Origin of the sequence: Nocardia sp. NPDC049737 (assembly GCF_040674755.1) — a bacterium.
Lineage (GTDB): Bacteria > Actinomycetota > Actinomycetes > Mycobacteriales > Mycobacteriaceae > Nocardia.
On the sequence record NZ_JBFANH010000006.1, the window covers coordinates 196,465 to 215,287 of the forward strand.

The 18,823-nt window shown below is 64.7% G+C and carries 21 protein-coding genes; 8 read left to right on the forward strand and 13 right to left on the reverse strand.

What is annotated here, in order from left to right; translation table 11 throughout:
- Window positions 1-177 precede the first annotated feature (177 nt).
- On the forward strand, window positions 178-780 hold the full coding sequence (locus AB0J47_RS11250; RefSeq protein WP_364343653.1) for a helix-turn-helix domain-containing protein: 603 nt from the start codon (window positions 178-180) through the stop codon (window positions 778-780).
- Here AB0J47_RS11250 and AB0J47_RS11255 read toward each other — a convergent pair.
- The 4 genes from AB0J47_RS11255 to AB0J47_RS11270 are packed head-to-tail and all read right to left on the reverse strand — an operon-like array spanning window position 732 to window position 4,189.
- Entirely contained in the window at window positions 732-938 is a 207-nt protein-coding gene (locus AB0J47_RS11255) for a nitroreductase family protein (protein WP_364343656.1), read from the reverse strand. The genes AB0J47_RS11250 and AB0J47_RS11255 overlap by 49 nt on opposite strands.
- Window positions 939-971: 33 nt before the next feature.
- Window positions 972-1,730 (reverse strand): SDR family NAD(P)-dependent oxidoreductase, encoded by a 759-nt coding sequence (locus AB0J47_RS11260; protein ID WP_364343659.1) that lies wholly within the window; start codon window positions 1,728-1,730, stop codon window positions 972-974.
- Window positions 1,731-1,766: 36 nt separating this feature from the next.
- A complete protein-coding gene (locus AB0J47_RS11265) occupies window positions 1,767-2,540 on the reverse strand; it encodes an enoyl-CoA hydratase/isomerase family protein (RefSeq protein WP_364343662.1) in 774 nt (257 codons plus the stop codon).
- On the reverse strand, window positions 2,537-4,189 hold the full coding sequence (locus AB0J47_RS11270; protein WP_364343665.1) for an AMP-binding protein: 1,653 nt from the start codon (window positions 4,187-4,189) through the stop codon (window positions 2,537-2,539). Before AB0J47_RS11270 ends, AB0J47_RS11265 begins: the two co-directional genes overlap by 4 nt.
- A gap of 28 nt (window positions 4,190-4,217) precedes the next feature.
- Here AB0J47_RS11270 and AB0J47_RS11275 point away from each other — a divergent pair, with 28 nt between their 5' ends.
- Entirely contained in the window at window positions 4,218-4,904 is a 687-nt protein-coding gene (locus tag AB0J47_RS11275; protein ID WP_364343668.1) for a TetR/AcrR family transcriptional regulator, read from the forward strand.
- A 189-nt stretch (window positions 4,905-5,093) separates the two neighbouring features.
- On the opposite strand, the gene AB0J47_RS11280 is transcribed toward AB0J47_RS11275, so the two are convergent.
- The 3 genes from AB0J47_RS11280 to AB0J47_RS11290 all read right to left on the reverse strand — a co-directional run bounded on the left by AB0J47_RS11280 (window position 5,094) and on the right by AB0J47_RS11290 (window position 8,836).
- On the reverse strand, window positions 5,094-6,773 hold the full coding sequence (locus AB0J47_RS11280) for a CocE/NonD family hydrolase (protein WP_364343671.1): 1,680 nt from the start codon (window positions 6,771-6,773) through the stop codon (window positions 5,094-5,096).
- 258 nt (window positions 6,774-7,031) lie between these two features.
- On the reverse strand, window positions 7,032-7,817 hold the full coding sequence (locus AB0J47_RS11285) for an NADPH-dependent F420 reductase (protein ID WP_364343674.1): 786 nt from the start codon (window positions 7,815-7,817) through the stop codon (window positions 7,032-7,034).
- Between the two features lie 197 nt (window positions 7,818-8,014).
- Window positions 8,015-8,836 carry an SDR family NAD(P)-dependent oxidoreductase gene (locus AB0J47_RS11290; protein WP_364343677.1) on the reverse strand — a complete coding sequence of 274 codons (822 nt, stop codon included), beginning with the start codon at window positions 8,834-8,836 and terminating at the stop codon, window positions 8,015-8,017.
- A 98-nt stretch (window positions 8,837-8,934) separates the two neighbouring features.
- Here AB0J47_RS11290 and AB0J47_RS11295 point away from each other — a divergent pair, with 98 nt between their 5' ends.
- A complete protein-coding gene (locus AB0J47_RS11295; RefSeq protein WP_364343680.1) occupies window positions 8,935-9,549 on the forward strand; it encodes a TetR family transcriptional regulator in 615 nt (204 codons plus the stop codon).
- A gap of 105 nt (window positions 9,550-9,654) precedes the next feature.
- Here AB0J47_RS11295 and AB0J47_RS11300 read toward each other — a convergent pair whose 3' ends face one another.
- The 4 genes from AB0J47_RS11300 to AB0J47_RS11315 form a co-directional block, all read right to left on the reverse strand.
- The gene (locus tag AB0J47_RS11300) at window positions 9,655-9,954 is read right to left on the reverse strand and encodes a cytochrome C oxidase subunit IV family protein (RefSeq protein WP_364343683.1); all 300 of its coding nucleotides are present in this window, start codon (window positions 9,952-9,954) and stop codon (window positions 9,655-9,657) included.
- A 4-nt stretch (window positions 9,955-9,958) separates the two neighbouring features.
- The gene (locus tag AB0J47_RS11305; protein WP_364343686.1) at window positions 9,959-10,567 is read right to left on the reverse strand and encodes a cytochrome c oxidase subunit 3; all 609 of its coding nucleotides are present in this window, start codon (window positions 10,565-10,567) and stop codon (window positions 9,959-9,961) included.
- On the reverse strand, window positions 10,564-11,256 hold the full coding sequence (locus AB0J47_RS11310; protein WP_364343852.1) for a hypothetical protein: 693 nt from the start codon (window positions 11,254-11,256) through the stop codon (window positions 10,564-10,566). The genes AB0J47_RS11305 and AB0J47_RS11310 overlap by 4 nt, the downstream gene beginning before the upstream one ends.
- Before the next feature lie 74 nt (window positions 11,257-11,330).
- Window positions 11,331-12,074 carry a hypothetical protein gene (locus tag AB0J47_RS11315; RefSeq protein ID WP_364343689.1) on the reverse strand — a complete coding sequence of 248 codons (744 nt, stop codon included), beginning with the start codon at window positions 12,072-12,074 and terminating at the stop codon, window positions 11,331-11,333.
- Between the two features lie 247 nt (window positions 12,075-12,321).
- Between AB0J47_RS11315 and AB0J47_RS11320 the strand changes: the two genes are divergently transcribed.
- Window positions 12,322-12,897 carry a helix-turn-helix domain-containing protein gene (locus AB0J47_RS11320; RefSeq protein WP_364343692.1) on the forward strand — a complete coding sequence of 192 codons (576 nt, stop codon included), beginning with the start codon at window positions 12,322-12,324 and terminating at the stop codon, window positions 12,895-12,897.
- A gap of 127 nt (window positions 12,898-13,024) precedes the next feature.
- Here the strand turns inward: AB0J47_RS11320 and AB0J47_RS11325 are convergent, their stop codons facing one another.
- Window positions 13,025-13,357, reverse strand: a complete 333-nt coding sequence (locus tag AB0J47_RS11325; protein ID WP_364343695.1) for a hypothetical protein — start codon at window positions 13,355-13,357, stop codon at window positions 13,025-13,027.
- 624 nt (window positions 13,358-13,981) lie between these two features.
- On the reverse strand, window positions 13,982-14,602 hold the full coding sequence (locus AB0J47_RS11330; RefSeq protein WP_364343698.1) for a helix-turn-helix domain-containing protein: 621 nt from the start codon (window positions 14,600-14,602) through the stop codon (window positions 13,982-13,984).
- A gap of 99 nt (window positions 14,603-14,701) precedes the next feature.
- Here AB0J47_RS11330 and AB0J47_RS11335 point away from each other — a divergent pair, with 99 nt between their 5' ends.
- The 4 genes from AB0J47_RS11335 to fadD11 are packed head-to-tail and all read left to right on the forward strand — an operon-like array spanning window position 14,702 to window position 18,719.
- Window positions 14,702-15,595 (forward strand): metal-dependent hydrolase, encoded by an 894-nt coding sequence (locus AB0J47_RS11335; RefSeq protein WP_364343701.1) that lies wholly within the window; start codon window positions 14,702-14,704, stop codon window positions 15,593-15,595.
- 56 nt (window positions 15,596-15,651) lie between these two features.
- Entirely contained in the window at window positions 15,652-16,638 is a 987-nt protein-coding gene (locus tag AB0J47_RS11340; protein ID WP_364343855.1) for a PDR/VanB family oxidoreductase, read from the forward strand.
- A gap of 49 nt (window positions 16,639-16,687) precedes the next feature.
- On the forward strand, window positions 16,688-16,900 hold the full coding sequence (locus tag AB0J47_RS11345) for a hypothetical protein (RefSeq protein WP_364343704.1): 213 nt from the start codon (window positions 16,688-16,690) through the stop codon (window positions 16,898-16,900).
- 13 nt (window positions 16,901-16,913) lie between these two features.
- Complete coding sequence (fadD11, locus tag AB0J47_RS11350; protein ID WP_364343707.1) at window positions 16,914-18,719, forward strand: fatty acid--CoA ligase FadD11; 1,806 nt, start codon at window positions 16,914-16,916, stop codon at window positions 18,717-18,719.
- The last annotated feature ends 104 nt before the right edge of the window (window positions 18,720-18,823 follow it).

Consider the following 18,823-nt stretch of genomic DNA (forward strand, 5'->3'; position numbering starts at 1 on the left):
ACGCGGATCCGCTCGAAGAGCGGACACCTTTCAGCTGTCACCTCGGTGTCGGCGTATCGGTCTGTCGTCGATGGGGCAGTCATCGTCACCCTCTTTCAGTAGCCTGTCGTCCGAAAATATACCAGTAAGAATCTAACCTTCGGCATAGTTTCTCAGATTCATGGCATACTCGCTGACATGGCCGAGCGATGGACGAGGGAGCGACGTCTCGAGCGCACCCGGTCGCTCCTGCTGGATGCCGCGCAAGAGGTGTTTGCCGAAAAGGGGTTCACAGCGGCAACCCTCGATGACATCGCTCATGCGGCGGGATATACCAAGGGCGCCATATACAAGCACTTCCCCACGAAGGAAGAACTCTTCCTGGCTGTGAGCGACCGGTACTGGCAGCGCTACTTCGATACGTTCTCCGAGCTGCTATCGGCAGCGAGCCAGGTGGGAGCGTACGAACTCGACCAAGTTGCCCAGCGGTGGCGCCAACTCGCTGAAGACCGCGGCGCCGAGTCCGCCGCGCTGGGCTACGAATTCACCCTGTACCTGTTGCGCAACCCCGAGGCCAGGGAACGAGTCGCAACCAAACGAGTCGAGGTCGCCGAAGCCCTGGCACGATTCATCGTCGAGGGCCTCGATCGAATCGGCGCGACCCTGCTGATTCCCCCACTGACGTTCGCCCGCGTGCTCATCGCCACCACCGACTCGATCGCGCTGGGAACCCAACTCGATGACGTCGACCTCTACAGACCAACCCTCGAAATGTACATGTCGGCAATCAAACTGCCCTGACGCCGGTTCATCTCCGACGTACACCATGACGGCGACCGACGGGCCAGATCGAGAACCCGCGTGATGGTCTCGCGAGATACCGGTTCCGGCCGAAAACCGCGGCAGCTCCACCGGTCTGCCAGCAGCCGGGTCGTGAAGGTCATCATCGGCCAGGCCATCGGAGTGTGAACCGCCGCTGCGGTCGGTTTCCGCTACCGGATCGATGAGCCGATACCCAAGCCTCCGTCGACGTCGAGTACGACTCCGCTGACGTATCCGGCGGCCGGGGAGCACAGGTAGGCGGCGGCCTCGGCGATGTCTTGGGGCTGTCCGGTCTTGCGTTGGGGCACTTTGGCGATCAGCTTTTCGCGGGCCGCGGTGTTCATCGAAGCGAGCATGGGTGTTTCGATGAGGCCGGGGGCGATGGCATTGGCGGTAATGCCCTGGCGGGCGGTTTCGAGTGCGAGGGTGCGGGTGAGTCCGACGATGCCCGCTTTGGCGGCGACGTAGTTGGCTTGGCCGAAGTTGCCGCGCCAGCTCATCGAGGAGAACGAGACGATCCGGCCGTAGTTGCGTGATCGCATGTGCGGCAACACCGCTCGGGCGCAGAAGAAGGCCCCCGAGAGGGAGACATCCAATACCGAGTGCCAGTCGGTGTCGTCGATGTCCTCGATCCGGTTGTCGCGGATGATTCCGGCGTTGTTGACCAGGGCATCGATACGGCCGTGCGCACCGACGACGGCTTCGATCCAGGCGTTGACATCGTCCGAGGAGGTGACATCGACCGGATGGGCCAGGCAGGTGCGCCCGAATTCCTTTTCCAGGCGGTCAGCGAGGTCTCGGGCGGCGACGTCGTTGACGTCGCCGATGGCTACGATTGCTCCTTCGGCCGCGAATCGCTCGGCCATACCCGCGCCGAGCCCTTGGGCTCCGCCGGTCACGAGGACGACTTGATCGGTGTAGCGGTTCATTGCACTCCAGGAATGTGATAGTGGCTCGGCATGCCTTCAGGCCGATCGGCGTTGCAGGAATGCGGTCAGCGAGGCCGGTACGTCATTGGTGTTCCAGTGCTGTTCGAAGTCGGCGAGTTCTCGGGCCAGTCCTTGGTTTTCGTCCATAGTGGTCAGGGTGTGCAGGAGGGCTTTGAACGCGGTTTGGGCCGGACCGCCGGCTTCGGCCAGTTCGATCGCGGCGGCTCGTGCGCAGGCGTGCACTTCCTCGGCCGGCACCACCGCGTGCAGCCAGCCGGTGGTGGCGAGCCGCTGGGCGGGGACCAGTTGTCCGGTCAGGGCCAGCCACCGTGCCGCGGAGTCGCCGATTTTGCGTGGCAGTCGCACGCTCGAGCCCGCGGCCGGGAGCAGGTTGTTGCGGATGTGCCCGTCGCCGATCAGTGTCGTGTCGGCGGCGACCACCACGTCACAGGCCAGTGCAAGCTCCAGACCACCGGCCACAGCGTGGCCGTGCAAGGCGGCCACCACCGGCAGGCGGCTGGTCTCGAGCCGAGTGACCACGGCCGAAACCCGGCGCAGAAACTGCGTCGGCCCACCCGGGGTGTCGGCCAGGCTCAGAAAGTACCGCAGGTCGGCGCCGGCGCAGAAGCTCTTGCCCGCTCCGGCGAGGACAAGGCACCGGGTGTGCGGATCTTGTTCCGCCTCGGTCACCGCGGCAGCCAGAGCATCGATCAACTCGGGGTCCAATGCGTTGCGGCGGTGGGGGCGGTTGAGTGTCAGGGTGCGGATCGGACCGGTACGGGTAACCAGGACCGGTGCGGGCAGGTTCATCGGGCACCCGCGCCCAGGCCGGCGTCCTCGCGGCGCCGCTGCCGCAGCTGTGCGCGCTGGATCTTGCCGCTCGGCGTCTTGGGCAGGCTCTGCACAAAATGGATACGCCGCGGGTAGGCATGCGCGGCGTAGTTCTTCTTGACCCATTGCTGTAGCTGCTGGACGAGATCGTCGGAGACGGCGGCGCCGGGCGCGAGGACCACGAACGCCTCCACGACCTCGCCGCGCACCTCATCGGGACCAGCGACCACTGCGGCTTCGCTGATAGCGGGGTGCTGCAGGAGCGTGGATTCGATGTCGAACGGGCCGATGCGGTAGCCGGCCATAATGATGACGTCGTCGTCGCGCGCGGAGAACCGCACGATCCCGTCGGCGTCGATCGATGCGATGTCACCGGTCAGGAAATAGGCGCCCCCGGCGCGGAATCGGTCGCCGCCGCGCCCTCCGACATAGCCGCGGAAGGTCATCAACGGACTGCCCGCGACCACGATCGCCAGCCGCCCGGTCTGACCGGACTCGACCGGTGCGTCGTCGTCCTCGCCCAGGACGGTGATCTCCCAGCCCGGCAGCGAAGTTCCCATCGCACCGGCCAGCACCGGCCGTCGCAGGCTGGAGTGGTGTGGGAAACCGATCGGCATGCCGAGTTCGGTCTGGCCGTAGTGATCGTGCACCTCGAGCCCGAGCGCGTCGCGGGCCCAGTCGTTGACCTCCGGGGTCAGCGGCTCCCCCGCGCTCGACAGCCGGCGCAGCGCGAGCCCCTGGGGAACTGGCAGGCCGGAGGCGCGCAGGCCGCGGTAGACCGTGGGCGCAGCGGTGTAATCGGTGACCGCGCGATCCTTCAACACCGTCCAGGTGTCGGCGGCCGAGAATCCGCCGCGCAGCAGCAGCGTCGGCACACCGGCCGCCAGGGGAGCCACGATCGCGGTGTAGAGCCCGTAAGCCCATCCCGGGTCGGCGCCGCACCAGAAAACGCTGTCGGGCCCGACGCCCAGACCGAACTCGAGGTAGCTCTGCCACCCGGCTGCATAGCGCACCGGATGCACCACACCCTTGGGTTTGCCGGTGGTACCGGAGGTGAACATGTGCACCAGCGCCCCGTCTCCACCGACCGGCGTCGAGCCGATGCCTTGCCACGAGGCCGCGACAAGGCGGGCGCTCAACCCGTCGGGGGAATCGGTACCAGCGACGATCAGCGTCCAGTCACCTGCGGGCACTTTCGCCCGCTGATCCTCATCGGCCACGACGAGCCTGACCTCGGCGTCGGCGAGGCGGGACCGGATCGCATCCTCGGCGAACGCGGTGAACAACGGCACGTAGACCGCGCCCAAGCGCCAAATACCGAGCACGACCGCGACCAATTGGGCGCTCTTGCCCATCACGGTCGCGACCCGATCCCCGCGCCCCACACCGGCCGCGGACAGAACCGCAGCCGCTCGTCGCGACGCTTCGGCCAGCTCGCCGTAGGTGTATTCGATCGCGGCCAAATGCTCGTCGACGATCATCAGGGCTCGAGCCGATGCCGGATGACGGTCGCACAGCAACCAGGCCACATCCGCATCCGGCGTCCCGAATTGTTCGAGGAGCTCACCGACACGTATTGCATAGTCAGGACTCACTACCGCTCCAGTTGGGTACGTTAAACAGTTCATTGGTACCCAAAAGGGTACCGTAGGAACGGTGACGAATAAACCCCGCTGCTCGCAGCTGCCCGAGGAGGGGTGTGAAACACTCGATCTCATGCCTCGTACGGCCTCGGCGCGTCAAACGACGGTCAACACCCCCCGTAAGCGACGCGTTGATGTGGCGCGGCGTGACGACCTGCTGCATCAGGTCCAGGAGATCTTTCTCAGCGAGGGTTTCACCACCATCACCATCGGCGAGCTCACCGAGCGCCTGCATTGCTCCAAGGCCACCCTCTACAGCGTCGCCGCGACCAAGGAACAGCTGGTGGTACTGGCGACCAAACAGTTCTTCGGCGAATCGGCCGAACTCATCGAAGCCGATGTGGCCACCCAGACCGACCCGCAGGCCAAGATCCTCGCGTACCTCGGCGGTATCGCGAATGCCATGCGGCGCAACTCGAATGCCTTCTACCAGGACATGGTCGCTTTCGCTCCCACCGCCGAGATCTACGCGCGCAACACCGCCCGCGCGGCCGAACGTGTCCATGAACTGATCGATGATGGGATACGGACAGGTCGTTTCCGTGCCACCGACGGCAGGTTCGCCTCCCAACTCGTCGCACTCGCCATCGAGGGAGTCCAGTCCGGCGTCCTGCTCGAGCGCACCGGCCTGTCGGCGGCAGACGCCTTCAACGAACTGGCGGCCCTACTGTTGAACGGGTTACTCCACAGCCCTGACTGACCCGTTGCCGTGCACAATCTGCCGGCGTGGGCGCTCTCGCCGAGCAACCTCGGCGCTGGCGGGGTCGTGAGCGGCGCGATAGCGGGCGCGAGGGCGGCCGAGTCGCAACACGAGCCCCCTAAGCCACGCCGACTCGGTCCCGTATGCCGCGAAGGTCTGGGGCTGACCGCTGACCTTCGCGGCGGCATTCTAGGTGGCGGGGATCACCGGCAGGATCAGCCGGGAGGGCCGCGTGGAGTCGTGGAAGATCTTCTGGTGGGCGACACGGTGCTCGATGGCCACGGTCGGATCCTCTCCGGTGTTGAGGTTGCGGTCCCAGCGCGGGAAGTTGCTGGAGGTGACCTGGACCCGGAGCCGATGCCCTGCCTTGATCACGATGCTGGTCGACCACAGGTCGATCTCGTGTTCATCGATGCGTCCGGGCTCTGTGATGACGCGGGTGATGCCGTCGACGATGTTGAGCGAGGTTCCTCGTTCGTCGACAGCGCACAGCCTCACGACCCAGTCCGTAGCGGGCCCGTCGGTGGCGGCGAACAGGGTCGCGGTGACCCGGCCGGTGATCTCGAGGTCCTCAGGGAGCGGGTCGCTGGTGAACACCAGCACATCCACACGGGACTCCACTGCCTGCTGGTCGAGGGCTCCGGGGCGGAAATCACTCGCCATGATGAGCGCGCCGCCCGTGGTCGGCACAGGGTCGGCGGGATCGTAGACGTAGGACGAAGGCGCCTCGTTCTCTGCCGGGGCACAAGTCGACAGATGACCGTCGGGATGGAGGAAGAACTCGGTGTCGCGGGCGCGGGCGAGGGGCCATTGCGGCTCGTGTCGCCACTGATTCAGACCCATGACGAAGATGTCCACGCCCGGGTCTGGTTCCGCGTCGACCGGTTCGCTGGGCAGGAACTGGTCGAACCAGTCCAGCTGAATACCGGTCATGGTCCCGTCACAACTCGGTGGCGCCACCGAGGCCAGCCCGTAGTTCACCGCACCGACATGCTCTGGCCTGGGGCTGAGGAGACTCAGATGTTCCCATGGCCCGACGATCAGTCGAGTCGTGTGGCCCTGTTCGCGTGCGGCGATGTAGTTGTCGATCGAGCCCTGCGAGAACACGTCGTACCAGCCCGCGACGTTCAAGGACGGGACAGTGACCTCACCGTGCCTGCCCGCGACCCGGGCCTGGGCCATCGAGGCGGGATCACGCAAGCCGCGCTGCACGCCGATATCCGGCAGGTTCGTGCGCACCAATGCCGGCGACGCGCCTGAGGGCAACTCCCTATATGTCACCTCGGCGAGCCGGTCGAAGTCGCGAATCGTGGTACCCAGCTTGGCGAACAGCTCCTCGGTATCCGCCGCCACCTTCGCATACTGGCCCGCCGAGACCATCAGCGACCACCACAGATTCAATCCGTGTTCGATCGCTCCGCCACGGAAGAAGATTCCGTCGGCGGGCTCGCACCAGGTGACCTGCGGCGCGATGGCGCGCAGGTGCGGCGCCCCCGCGATGGCCGCAGCCCATTGGGTGTTGCCGGTGTAGCTTGCACCGAACATTCCCACATTGCCGTTGCTACCGGGCAGCGCAGCGGCCCACTCGATGGTGTCGTAACCGTCTTGCTGCTCATACGCCCACGGCAGCCACTCGCCGTCGGATGTGAACCTTCCTCGCGTGTCCTGCTGCACCACGATGTAACCGCGCCGAACAGCTTTGAGCGTGTCGAGCTGGGCGGTCCCCTGCGGCGAAGCCTTGTCGTAGGGGGTGCGCTGCACGAGAACCGGCCACGGCCCCGCACCGACGGGCCGGTAGACATCGGCCCGCAGAATCACCCCGTCACGCATGGGTACGGACACGTCGAACTCGATAGCCACTTGACTCATTGGATCCTCACTGATCACTCGGACACTCCATCACGACGGCCCGAAAGAAACTTAACTGGGTACCAGCGTATTCGATATAGTACCCATCGTGACCAGACACACAACCCTTACGCAACTCATCATGAGTAGCGGGGTCGTCATTGCACCGTGAGCCTACGAGTGCGAGGGTTCGGCTACCGGTCCGTATGAGGGTCATCGCGCGTTTCGGGTGAATGGCCTCTATCGTCGGGTTCTCCGGCTGACGGCTCGTTGCGAACTTCAGAAGGTGCGCTCGGCTACCTTTACCCGTTCGCTCGCCTGCAACGCGGCGCGCAGTTCGTCGGCCGACAGCGGCGCGGCCGGAGCTTCGAGCATGCGCTCGACCGGCACGCTGGGGTCGGCAAGGTAGATCCGGGTGTATGCACCGGCCTCGGGCTCGAAACGCCAAGTCTCACCTGGCGTTCCGGCGTCGACGGTATCGAATCCGAGCCGGTCGATCAGCTCTGCCACCCGAGTCTTCGCCCCTTGGTCCGCGCCCGCGATGGGTAGAGCGCTGCGGTCCGGCGCCCCGGCTGGGCGGGCGAGCTGCGGGATATGGTGGGCCAGGATGTTGTTGAATGCCTTGACCAGCAGGGCGCCCGGCAAGAGCTGCTGGGCCAATTCAGCCGTGGTCATCTTTTCGGCGTCGAGTTCGCCGATCCGACCGTCGCGGTGAGGATAGTAGTTGCCGGTATCCAGCACGGTCCGGCCCCGCAGTAGTTCAGCAGGCAGAGAGCTGTACGCGGTCAGCGGGATGCTGAGCAGGATTGTCTCCCCGGCGCTGGCAGCCTGCTCCACGGTGCCTGCCGTGGCTCGCGAACCCAGTTCCTCGACGAGATCGGCCAGGCTCTGCGGCCCCCGCGAGTTGGCGATCACGACATCGATGTCCGCCGCGACCGCCAGCCGCGCGACCGCGGACCCAATATTTCCGCTTCCGATGATTCCCAGTGTCGGCATCGTATTTCCTCTTCCTTGTTCCTTGTTGCGGGTCGCCCAGAGCCATACGCCCGTGGGCGGATAGGCCACCGGGCAGATGGCTAAGACGTGACGTCAGGTGTCAGGGGCAAGTCGTCGACGCGTGAGGTGCGCCAAGGCAGACGAACTCGTCGACCGCCTGAGAGTTTCATGATCCTTTTGTCCTTGCTGCCGGTCGACTTGCAAGCCTGGCGGGCAATGCTCGAGGTGGACGGCCCCCAGTGCCGGAAGCGCCGGACGGGGGCCGGTCAGGCCGGGCTGGCCTCGGCCGCGGCGGATACCTCGGCCCACTCCTGCCAGCCCTCGAGCCGGTCGGCGTAGATCTGCGGGACGACCTGGAGGGGAAAGGTGCCGAAGAAGATCCGGGACGGTGGGGTGTCGGCGTCGACGACCTTCAGCAGCGCGGGGCCGACGCCCGCCGGGTCGGGATTCGGGAGGGTGGCGAAGCTGGCGTTGACTGCCTCCCGGAAGCTGTCGTAGGCGGACAGCGGTGCGGAATAGGCGGAGGACGTGTTGAACTCGGTGCCGAAGGGGCCGGGCTCGACGACAGTGACCTTGATGCCGAAGGCCGCTACTTCCTGGGCCAAGGAGTCCGAGAGTCCCTCGACGGCTGCCTTGGTGGCGGTGTAGCCGCCCGTTGTGGGGAAAGCGGCGAGGCCGAGCAGGCTGGACACGTTGATGATGTGGCCGCTGCCCTGAGCGCGGAGGTAGGGCAGTGCCGCCTGGATGACCCACAGGGTGCCGAACATATTCGTCTCGAACTGGGCGCGGACATCGTCTTCGGTCAGCTCTTCGACCATGCCGAACAGGCCGTAGCCGGCGTTGTTGACGACGACGTCCAGGCGTCCGAAGTGCTCGTGGGCATGCTGGACGGACTCCGTCACGGCGGTTTTGTCCGTGACGTCGAGGGGCAGCGGCAGTATCGCGTCGCCATGGGCGGCGACCAGGTCGGCCAGTGCGTCGGTGTTGCGGGCGGTCGCTGCGACCTTGTCGCCACGCGATAGCGCGGCCTCGGTGAACCGGCGGCCCAGGCCGCGCGAGGAACCAGTGATGAACCAAATCTTGCTCATGGGAAGCACTCCTCAAAAGGGATACGAAGACAACTTATGAGACCATATACCAATATGGGATGGAGTACCACATAGGGTCTGTGTACTACACTCATGGCATGGCTGAGACATCCAGGACCATGGCCTCCACGCTGCGGGAGCGGACACGAGCCGCGATGCGCGATGAGGTCAGCGAGGTCGCGTTCCGGCTGTTCTCCGAGCAGGGCTTCGACAACACGACGGTCGAACAGATCGCCGCCGAGGCGGGCTTGTCGCGCACCACCTTCTTCCGGTACTTCGGCACCAAGGAGGAGCTCGTCCTCGGCAGGATGGGTGAGTTCGGCCATAAGATGGCCGCCGCGCTCGCCGCCCGGCCCGCCGACGAGCGGTCCTGGGAAGCATTGCGCCGCTCGTTCGACGTGATCACCGAGTCGAATACCGACGAGCCTCAGCCATTTCTGAACCTGATGCGGTTGCTCGACGACGCCTGCGCCCTGATGACCCGTCAGTGGGAGAAGACGCAGGGCTGGCAGAGCCTCCTGGTGCCGGAGATCTCCCGCCGGCTCGGCGGTGACCCGGAGTCCACGACCAACCTCCGCGCCCAGGCCCTTGTGGCGTCGGCGATTTCCTGCCTCGACGCCGCAACCGACGCCTGGAGGGCAGCCGACGGGACCACTCCGTTGTCCGAACTCCTCGACCAAGCCATGGGCGTACTGGTCGAGCCGACAGCATAGCCAAACGGCGAGGCCCCCTTGACCGACCGCGTGCGGCGCGTTGTCGATTCATCCAGGGGTGGCTGTGGGCTGTTCCGTGGAATCGCCGAGACGGGCAGCCACAATTCAGTAAAGGTAGATGGCGAGCATGGTTGTCCAGATAACAGCTAGCCAAGTGTCGGTGGTGATTTTCAGCCAGGTCGGGGCGTGTCGGATTTCCATGAAGTAGCGGATGATCAGGCGGCATTTGATCAGTCCGAGGACAACCACGGCGATGATGAGTCCGGTATCGAGCCTGGTGCTGTCGGCGTGGCCGGGGGCGAGTTGCCAGGCGAGCAGGGTGATCGCCGTGAGTGCGATCCATGCGTAGATGATGCGTTTGTTGTCTCGGATTCGTGTTTTGTCGGTGGCGGTTCGGGTCGTCATTGGGTTACCTCATGAGGTAGATGATGGCGAAGATGACGACCCAGAGCAGATCGATCATGTGCCAGAACAGGGCGCCTTGTTCGACGATGCTCACCCGTTGCCTGCGGGGGTTGCGTAGCTCTTGGACGACGATTCCGAGGATGAGCATGCCGAGTAGTAGGTGTGCGAGGTGGATGCCGGTGAGGGCGTAGTAGAAGCTGAAGAATTCGTTGGCGACGGTGTAGCCGTTGGTTAGCTCGTGGTGCCATTCATAGATTTTCAGGGCGATGAATACCAGTCCGCATGCGCCTGCGGCGAATACAAGTCGTCGCGCTGTCCGGATTGCTCCCTGTCGGGTCGAGATGACGGCCAGGGCGACGAACATGGAGCTGGTGAGCAGCACGACGGTGTTGGTGACACCGATGCCGATGTCGAGGTGTTGCTGGGCGGTGGAGAACTCTTGGGCCGATCTCGCGCGGAAGACCATGTAGACGACGAAGTAGCAGCCGAAGAAGAACAGGTCGCCCAGGATCATCACCCACATGTCGATATCGCCCGGCATGTGTCGTGCCCGTTCAGCTTCGGCCGAGAGTGGTTCGGTCTCCGGGGAGATGCCTTGATCGGAGATGGTCATCGCGTGGCCTCGGCGGGGTAGAGGGGTGGGGTATGTGTGCTCTCGGCTTTTGTGGCGTTGCGCAGGATTGGTAGCAGGCACACGACCCACAGTCCGAAGACGACTACCGCGATGTAGAAGGTGATCATTCCGTTCCAGGAGAACGCCCCGGAGCGGAAGACCCACATCTGGGTGGCAAGGACTTCGGTGACGATCTGCCAGATGGAGATGTAGGCGAACCATTTGGGGAAGATGTGGTTACGGTCGTAGAGGATCGCGATCGCCAGCACAGTGTAGGCAGCGGTGAAGCAGCCCAGGGATCCGTTGTAGGACAACATGCCCAGGTCGTAGAGCAGGTGTTGGATCCCGGGATCGCGGTCGGGGCGGAAAGTCGCGGTGAGCCAGCAGATGAGCAGCACGTGGAACCCGGGGATTGCGCCGACTCCCATTCCAGCGATGTAGGCGTAGGCCAGCAGCGATCCCGAGGACATGCGTTTCATGAAGTAGCCGATGATGCCGTTGGAGACTGCCGCTCCGCCCGCGAGGACCAGTAGCACCGCGAAACCGGCCTGGATTCCCCACTGATGCTTGTCGAACCACTGCGCCACTTGCAGATCAGTCACGTCCGGGCGCGGTGGTGGTGTTGCCCTGCCGAAGAATACGACCCCTACCGACAGGGCGGTGTAGAAGGCGGCGAACAGCCAGTAGATGATCCAGACATCGAGCCCCGCTCCACTTTTCGGGGTGGCGCTTCTTGCTGTACCAGAGGTGTTGGTCACGGCGGTCACGACGCGATCCCCTCCTGCTGGATCTGGCGTCGGAGCGCGGATCGCACGAGGAAGAACATCACCGCGACGAACAGCGCGAAGGCGCCGTTGCGGAGCCAGAACGAGACGAAGCCGTCCCACGCCAGCGGCCCGTCCCGGAACACCGCGGCACCGGCCGAGGGGGCCATGGCCAGCGCCGTCAGAAGTGCGTAGGGCGAGACCCATTTCGGAAAGATGGGTTGCGGTTGTTCATCGAAATACACTGCCAGAGCGAGCAATACGAACTGGGCGACCAGCATGCCGATCGGCGCGATAAAGACGATCCAGGCGAGGTCGTTGAGTACCTGAACCAGTTCCACACCCCGGTCGGCGCGGAAAGCGGCGACGGCGAAGAAGATGTTCGACAAAGCGAACAAGGTCACTCCGGCGACGATCGCGGTGAGGTAGGAGAAGGCGAAGATGTGGCTCTGGCCCCTCATGCGCAGCATCTGACCCATTATCAGCACGAAGAACGGCACGATCATGACCCCGCACAGGTTGAAACCGACCATGCTGAATCGGATCAGCGGTGTGTTGTCGGCGTAGAACTGCGCTACCTCCGTCGCTGTCATGTTCGGCGACATCGGTGGGAAAAAGCCGGGAAACGCAACGAACAGCGCGAGCAGCACCAGGGCGACCACCGGGGTCGACCACAGGATCACCTGGTGGGCTCTCAGATTCGTGGCAGTCGATTGCTCCTCGTCCTCGGTGAGTGTCTGCATGTCGTTGACTCCCGTCGGATGAATGGGTTGTCGAGGTCGGACCGGCCACCGTGCGGCGGCGCTGGCCGATGATTGCGCCGCTGGGGCTCATGGGGAGCAGCATCGCAAGTTTTCTGACTATGGTCAATAATTGTGGTGCGCTAAAATCCCTGCTATGGCGATAGATTCACACAGGCCAAGAGGTGACGATCGTCAGAAAAGGGCGACGCCGCTACGGGCTCGATCCCATGCCAGCCGGGAAGCGATCATGCAGGCGGCCATGGCGTTGTGGCGCACCAAGGGTTTCGCCGAGACCACGGTCACCGACATCTGCAAAGCCGCTGGTGTGTCGAAAGCGCTGTTTTACGTGTACTTTTCACGGCGAGAGGACGTACTCCTCGCAGTGGAGGTGTTCACCATGCGCGACGCGCATCTGGCCGCCGAAGCCGTCTTCTCGGGCCCTTACGAACTGGTCGACGTGATCACCGCGGTCATCGGCACCCTCGAACAGCGTGCCCGCCACTACCCTCCAGAGCTGGTCTTCGAAGCGGTCTTGGAAACCTACCGGCTCGAACGACAGGCCCTCGCCGAGGGCGCCACCCAGGCCGACATCGCCTACCTTTTTCTCGAACCCTTCCGGCAAGCCCACCGCGACGGCCGCATCCCCGCCGAGGTCGATGTCGTGCGCACGGCCCGCATCGCGCAGACGCTGGTGGCCGACGGTATCCGCTGCTGGGCGGCCGCAGGCTTCGATGACCCCGCGCTCACCGAAACCCTCGCCGCCGAGATCAGCACCCTGCTCACGGCGGCCCCCACCACTCGCGTGTTGAGCTCGGACGCATAGCCGGGCTGCGGCTCCGCAGCCGCGGCGCGGCTCCACCGCCTTGGGAGTAACCCCGGATGGCCAGCGGGCGACGGGCTGCTGTCGGCCCTTGCCCCAAGAACAGCCGCACGCAGCGGCTACCTCATCATCACCTGCGGCGTGGGCCTTTCCTGGTCATACGTAGACCCCATACCTCGAGGGTTGTCGCCATCGCCATGTATTGCAGGTAGGCGGCTATGACGAGCTCGCCGCCGTAGTCGTGCAGCCATCCCCGTAATGGCAGCAGTGCCGCCACACCGAGGCAGATCAGCAACGCACCCAGCACCAGTGCCGGAATCCTCAGTGGCGCGAGCTGTTCATCGAGCAGAGCACGGGCGGGCCGCCCCGTATCTGCGGCGGAGCGCGAGTTCGGCTGGGCGGCGGCGGGAATTCCGGTACCGCCGGTCTCGAAGGGGTTGGGTACGGACGCTGAGTTAGCCATAGCGTTCTCCAGGCCGAACTGCGATCGACCAAGGTAGCGATTCGATATGGAATATGGCGCGAGACGGGTGATCGCCGTGATCGGCGACCGATCCGTCCTGTCATGCGGCACGATGGCCGCTCCCCGACGTTTATGAAGGCTAACTATTCTCTGGCGTTAGCGGGGCGGTAATTGAACTTCGAAAAAGCACCGCTGCTCACACGCCCCGGCGCGTTGGCGCGAGACCGAATCGTGACCTTGCACGCAGGTATGGTCCTGAACTTGGAAAATAGCTGTCCGGAGGGTGGAATTCGGGGCCCGGCCCGGAGGACGCGCGGCCCACTGAAGTTACCGAACCGATATCCAACATCGACGGCGCTACAGCGCCAAGTCCGCCGGCGAGGCATCCCAGACGCGGTGCGGCAGCGCCGTCAGCCCGGTGAACACCACCATCAGCGTCCAGGTAACCACCCACACAGCCCGCAGACACGGCCGCAGCTAACCATCGCGACACCCATCCGTGTGCGGATGCCTTGCCCACGACGATTACGGAGCGATGATCCGCAGCCGTATCGCATGGCTGCACGCACAATCAGACCGGAGTTTGCCGCAACGGAAGTCGGAAAGTCGACTCGAACGAGTGCACTAACCGCGGACACCGGTCACAACCGGCACCAGGTACCTGTGCGCGAATGCGGCGAGCTCGTCGTCGGAGTTCAGCGGGGCTGTCCCGTGCGGGGCGAGGATGAGCGAATGGACTATGCGGCAGACGATTTCGGCGCGGATCATCAGGTCGTCGGAGTCGGCGAGTAGTCCGCGCTGTACCGCGCGTTCAAGTGTGGCGGCGGTTGCGGCAACGCACATGGTGAAGGTGGTGGCGCCGTCGACCGTGAGTTTCATGATCACTCGCTCGGGTTCGATCGCCAGCATTCGTTCGACCATGGGATGAGTGCGCCAGCGTGTCACGACCGTGACGAATACGTCGGCGACGAGGTCGTCGATGCCGTTGTGACGTTCGGGCATCGCGGCGAGTTCCGCCAGCAGGGTCGCGACCTCGCGGCTGATCACAGCCTGCACGAGATCATCGCGTGAGCCCACCCGCCGGTAGACGGTGACACGATCGACCCCGGCCTGCCGGGCGACGTCCTCGATCGTCGACTTCTTGACGCCGACCTTCGAGAACTGCACGAGGGCGGCATCGAGTATCCGCGTCTCGAGATCGTCCGCATCATCGCGGCTCAGGGCTGCTTTCGACGCCGTCTTCACCGGTTCGACGCTAGCAGAAAGTGCTCGTTGTGCAACAATTTCAGAAAAAATGTTGCGCGCAACATTGCAATGCAATTTGTTGCACTGTACGGTCGCCGTATGGCTGACACGGCTGGCGCGACGAAGCGCACCTACGGCGACGACGCGCATGCGATCAATGCGCGCGATGTCCATTTCGAGTTCGATTCCGTGCCGATGCACTACATCCCCGGCGAAGTGCTGGCCACCCACATCGTCAATGTCATGCACCTGGTGCTGCCCGAGGGTGAGCGGGCCATGGCACAGGCGCTATCCGAGGCATTGCCGCATATCCACGACGAACGCCTGCGGGAGGAGGTGATCGGGTTCGTCGGGCAGGAGACCATGCACGCCAACAGCCATGAGGCGGCGCGCAGGCATCTGCAGTCCATCGGCCTGGACGTGGACTCCTATGTCCGCAAGGTGGCGTGGCTGGTCGACCGCGTTCTCATCGATCACGGCCTGACCGGACGGGCCGAGGATCAGTGGCTCAAGGAACGCCTCGGACTGTTCGCCGGCATGGAGCACTACACCGCTGTGCTCGGCGAATGGCTGCTCAATGCGGACATTCTCGAGGAGAAGGGCATGCATCCGGCCATGCTGGATCTGGTGCGCTGGCACGGTGCGGAGGAAGTCGAACATCGCAGCGTGGTCTACGACGCGTACATGTATGTCGACGGCAGCTACGCACGCAAGGCACGGACCGCGATCGTGGCGAGCCTGACGCTGCTGCCGCTGTTCATCGTGTCGACGGCGTACATGTACCGGAAGGACCCGGATGCCGACAAAGGCCGATTCTGGTTGCGGCAGTTCGCAAGTGCCACCCGCCGCGGCGTAATCCCCAGTTGGACGGTCTTCCTCACCGAGATCCCACGCTATCTGCGGCCGGGCTTCCATCCCTCGCAGCTGGGTCCGATGGACAAAGCGCTGCGGTATCTCGGGTACTCGCCCGCCGCACGGACGGCGGGTCACTGATGGGCGGCGAGCATACCGATGCCACACCGGCGAGTCTGCGGGTGCTCGGCGGGATCATGGACGTATACAAGAGCGTCTTCGTGAAAGGTGGCGCCGCACCACTGCTGTCGCGGCCGAAGCCGGTGCGGCGCACGGGATTCGAGCTCGATGTACGCATCGAGAGTGTCGAACACCAGACCGATGATGTGGTGAGTCTGACACTGCGCGCGGCGGGTGGCGGCCCGTTGCCGACGTGGCGGCCGGGTTCTCATGTGGATGTATTTCTGCCCTCTGGCCGACAGCGGCAGTATTCACTGTGCGGGGATCCGTCGGACCGCTTCCGCTACCGGATCGCAGTGCGTCTCATTCCGGACGGCGGCGGGGGCTCGCGGGAGGTGCACGAGACGCTACGGGTCGATGATCGGCTGCGAATCCGCGGGCCCCGCAATGCATTCACATATATAGACGCCCCCTCGTATCTGTTCCTGGCCGGCGGCATCGGCATCACACCGATCCTGCCGATGGTGCGAGCGGCGGGCTCACGTGGTCGCCTCGTGTACGTCGGCCGCTCGCGCGACACCATGCCTTTCCTGCATGAGCTGCCCGGCGCGGATATCCGTCCCGACGACGAATTCGGTGTCACCGATATCGCCGAACTCATTGGTCGTGCCGAACCCGGCGCGGCAGTGTACGTCTGCGGACCGCCGCCCATGCTGGCGGCCGCGCAACGCTGCATGTTCGAGCTGAATCCGACCGGTTCGCTGCACACAGAGCGGTTCTCGGCGCTACCCGTCACCGACGGCCACGCATTCGATATCTCCCTCGCACGTACCGGCGGCACCGTTCGAGTCGCCGCGGACGAGACCACGCTGACCGCGCTGCGTCGTCGGCTCCCGGATATCGCCTACTCCTGCCAACAGGGCTTCTGCGGTACGTGCAAGGTCGGCGTCATCGCCGGAATCGTCGATCACCGCGACCGCCTGCTGACCGAATCCGAACAAGCCGACCATATGTTGGCGTGCGTGTCACGTGCGGCTGGCGACGAACTCGTGCTCGACCTCTGAACGACACCGCGTCTGCGTGCGGGAACACCATTGCCGCCCAGCCTGATTCATGCCAGCAGGGACGAACCCTTCGCCGACGACGATCGCACTCGCCGACCGCCTCAGCGCCGCAGGGGCACACTGCGACCTGCGCTTGTGGCCCCGCCGAATGCACGCCTTCCACACCCTCGCGGCGCTGGTGCCCGAATCCCGGACGGCATACCGCGAATCCGGCCGGTTTGTCATTGCCGCCGTCGAATCCCCTGCCGCACAGGCAATCTGAAAGAAGTACCGTCATGAGCTTTGATACCCTCTGCGCCGCCTTCCAACACACCGCTGCCATCGATCCGGACGCGGTCGCGGTGCGCACCGTGGGCGGCACCCAGGAGCTCACTTGGGGCGAATACGCAGCCCAGGTGCGCCGCATCGCCGCCGGCTTCGCCGCGCTCGGCATCGGGCGTGGCGACACCGTGGCCCTGATGATGGGCAACCGGGTGGAGTTCTACCCGATCGATGTCGGCGCACTGCACGCGGGAGCCACGTCCTTCTCCGTCTACAACACCCTGCCGCCCGAGGGGATCGCCCATGTGCTGAACAATGCGGGCGCTTCGGTGGTGGTGTGCGAGGCGCAATACCTCGACCGCATCCGAAGCTCCGGCGCGGCCCCAGCACACATCGTCGTACTGGACAGCGACACAATTGAGGGCACGCTGACCCTGCAGCAGCTGCAGACGCTCGGCACCAGCGACTTCGATTTCGAGAAGTCCTGGAAAAATACGAAGCCCGACGATGTCGCCACCCTCATCTACACTTCCGGCACCACCGGCAATCCCAAGGGCGTCGAAACCACGCACGCCAACCTGCTGTTCGAGGCCTATGCGCTGGCCCAGGTGCTGCCGATCGAATTCGGCGACCGAATCACCTCGTTCATGCCCTCGGCCCATATCGCCGACCGGTTGACCGCGCTCTACCTGCAGATAGTGTTCGGCACCCAGGTGACGGTGGTGGCCGAACCCGCGCTCATCGCGGCGGCGCTGCCGGACTGCCGCCCGACCATCTGGGGTGCGGTCCCGCGGGTGTGGGAAAAGCTGAAGGCCGCAATAGAACTCGGCGTCGCCAACGAGCCCGATGCGGTGCGCGCCGCTGCCCTGCGCTGGGCTCTCGACACCGCACGCAAGCGCATGGACCTACTGCGTGCTGGAGCGCCGGTTCCAGCCGACTTGGCCGCCGAATTCGAGAATGCCGATGCCGCCGTACTGTCGGCACTGCGCGCGAAACTCGGCTTCGGCGAACTGAAATGGACCATCTCCGGCGCCGCACCGATCCCAGCCGACACCCTCGCCTTCTTCGCCGCACTCGGACTACCCATCTCCGAAATCTGGGGCATGTCCGAACTCACCTGCATCGCAACCGTATCCCCTTACGCACCAACCGAGCTCGGCACAGTCGGTCGGCTGGTGCCCGGAATGCAGATGCGGCTCGAGCAAGATGGTGAGCTGTTCGTGCGCGGCCCGCTGGTCATGAAGGGCTACCGCGGCGAACCGGGGAAGACAGCCGAAGCCATCGACGCCGACGGCTGGCTCGCGACCGGCGATGTGATGACCCGCGACGACAACGGCTGTTTGCGCGTCGTCGACCGCAAGAAAGAACTCATCATCAATGCGTCGGGAAAGAATATGTCGCCCGCCAATATCGAGAACGCGGTACGCGCGGCCTCCGGTCTGATCGGCACCATCGTCGCCGTCGGCGACGCCCGCCCCTATGTCACCGCTCTGGTGACGCTGGATCCGGACACCGCTGCGAGTTTTGCCGCCGAGCACGGATTACCGGTCACCACACTCGTCGAGCATCCCGACATCATCGAACGAGTCCGCACCGCCATCGATTCCGCAAATCAGGTCCTATCTCGCGTAGAGCAGATCAAACGCTTCCGACTGCTACCGACCTTCTGGGAACCCGGCGGCGGCGAACTCACCCTCACCATGAAACTGCGGCGCAAGCCGATCAGCGAGATGTATGCCACCGACATCGATCTGCTCTACGCCGACCCACAGCCCGCTGGTGTGTACTCCCCAGCCACGAAGGAGACCGTCTCCCGATGACCCGCTGGTTCCCCTCGCCGAGCGACGACTAAGGCGGTCGGACGTCGATCATTTTGCGCGGGAACCAGTTTCGTAGGCGGTGAGGTCGACGCGGGCGGTGGCTC

What these genes read in the sequence shown, in the direction of transcription:
- AB0J47_RS11250 (WP_364343653.1), top strand. Translation starts at nt 178, where the DNA reads ATGGCCGAGCGATGGACGAGGGAGCGACGTCTCGAGCGCACCCGGTCG.
- AB0J47_RS11255 (WP_364343656.1), bottom strand. Translation starts at nt 938, where the DNA reads ATGGCCTGGCCGATGATGACCTTCACGACCCGGCTGCTGGCAGACCGG.
- AB0J47_RS11260 (WP_364343659.1), bottom strand. Translation starts at nt 1,730, where the DNA reads ATGAACCGCTACACCGATCAAGTCGTCCTCGTGACCGGCGGAGCCCAA.
- AB0J47_RS11265 (WP_364343662.1), bottom strand. Translation starts at nt 2,540, where the DNA reads ATGAACCTGCCCGCACCGGTCCTGGTTACCCGTACCGGTCCGATCCGC.
- AB0J47_RS11270 (WP_364343665.1), bottom strand. Translation starts at nt 4,189, where the DNA reads ATGAACTGTTTAACGTACCCAACTGGAGCGGTAGTGAGTCCTGACTAT.
- AB0J47_RS11280 (WP_364343671.1), bottom strand. Translation starts at nt 6,773, where the DNA reads ATGAGTCAAGTGGCTATCGAGTTCGACGTGTCCGTACCCATGCGTGAC.
- AB0J47_RS11290 (WP_364343677.1), bottom strand. Translation starts at nt 8,836, where the DNA reads ATGAGCAAGATTTGGTTCATCACTGGTTCCTCGCGCGGCCTGGGCCGC.
- AB0J47_RS11295 (WP_364343680.1), top strand. Translation starts at nt 8,935, where the DNA reads ATGGCTGAGACATCCAGGACCATGGCCTCCACGCTGCGGGAGCGGACA.
- AB0J47_RS11300 (WP_364343683.1), bottom strand. Translation starts at nt 9,954, where the DNA reads ATGACGACCCGAACCGCCACCGACAAAACACGAATCCGAGACAACAAA.
- AB0J47_RS11305 (WP_364343686.1), bottom strand. Translation starts at nt 10,567, where the DNA reads ATGACCATCTCCGATCAAGGCATCTCCCCGGAGACCGAACCACTCTCG.
- AB0J47_RS11315 (WP_364343689.1), bottom strand. Translation starts at nt 12,074, where the DNA reads ATGCAGACACTCACCGAGGACGAGGAGCAATCGACTGCCACGAATCTG.
- AB0J47_RS11320 (WP_364343692.1), top strand. Translation starts at nt 12,322, where the DNA reads ATGCAGGCGGCCATGGCGTTGTGGCGCACCAAGGGTTTCGCCGAGACC.
- AB0J47_RS11325 (WP_364343695.1), bottom strand. Translation starts at nt 13,357, where the DNA reads ATGGCTAACTCAGCGTCCGTACCCAACCCCTTCGAGACCGGCGGTACC.
- AB0J47_RS11335 (WP_364343701.1), top strand. Translation starts at nt 14,702, where the DNA reads ATGGCTGACACGGCTGGCGCGACGAAGCGCACCTACGGCGACGACGCG.
- AB0J47_RS11340 (WP_364343855.1), top strand. Translation starts at nt 15,652, where the DNA reads ATGGACGTATACAAGAGCGTCTTCGTGAAAGGTGGCGCCGCACCACTG.
- AB0J47_RS11345 (WP_364343704.1), top strand. Translation starts at nt 16,688, where the DNA reads ATGCCAGCAGGGACGAACCCTTCGCCGACGACGATCGCACTCGCCGAC.
- fadD11 (WP_364343707.1), top strand. Translation starts at nt 16,914, where the DNA reads ATGAGCTTTGATACCCTCTGCGCCGCCTTCCAACACACCGCTGCCATC.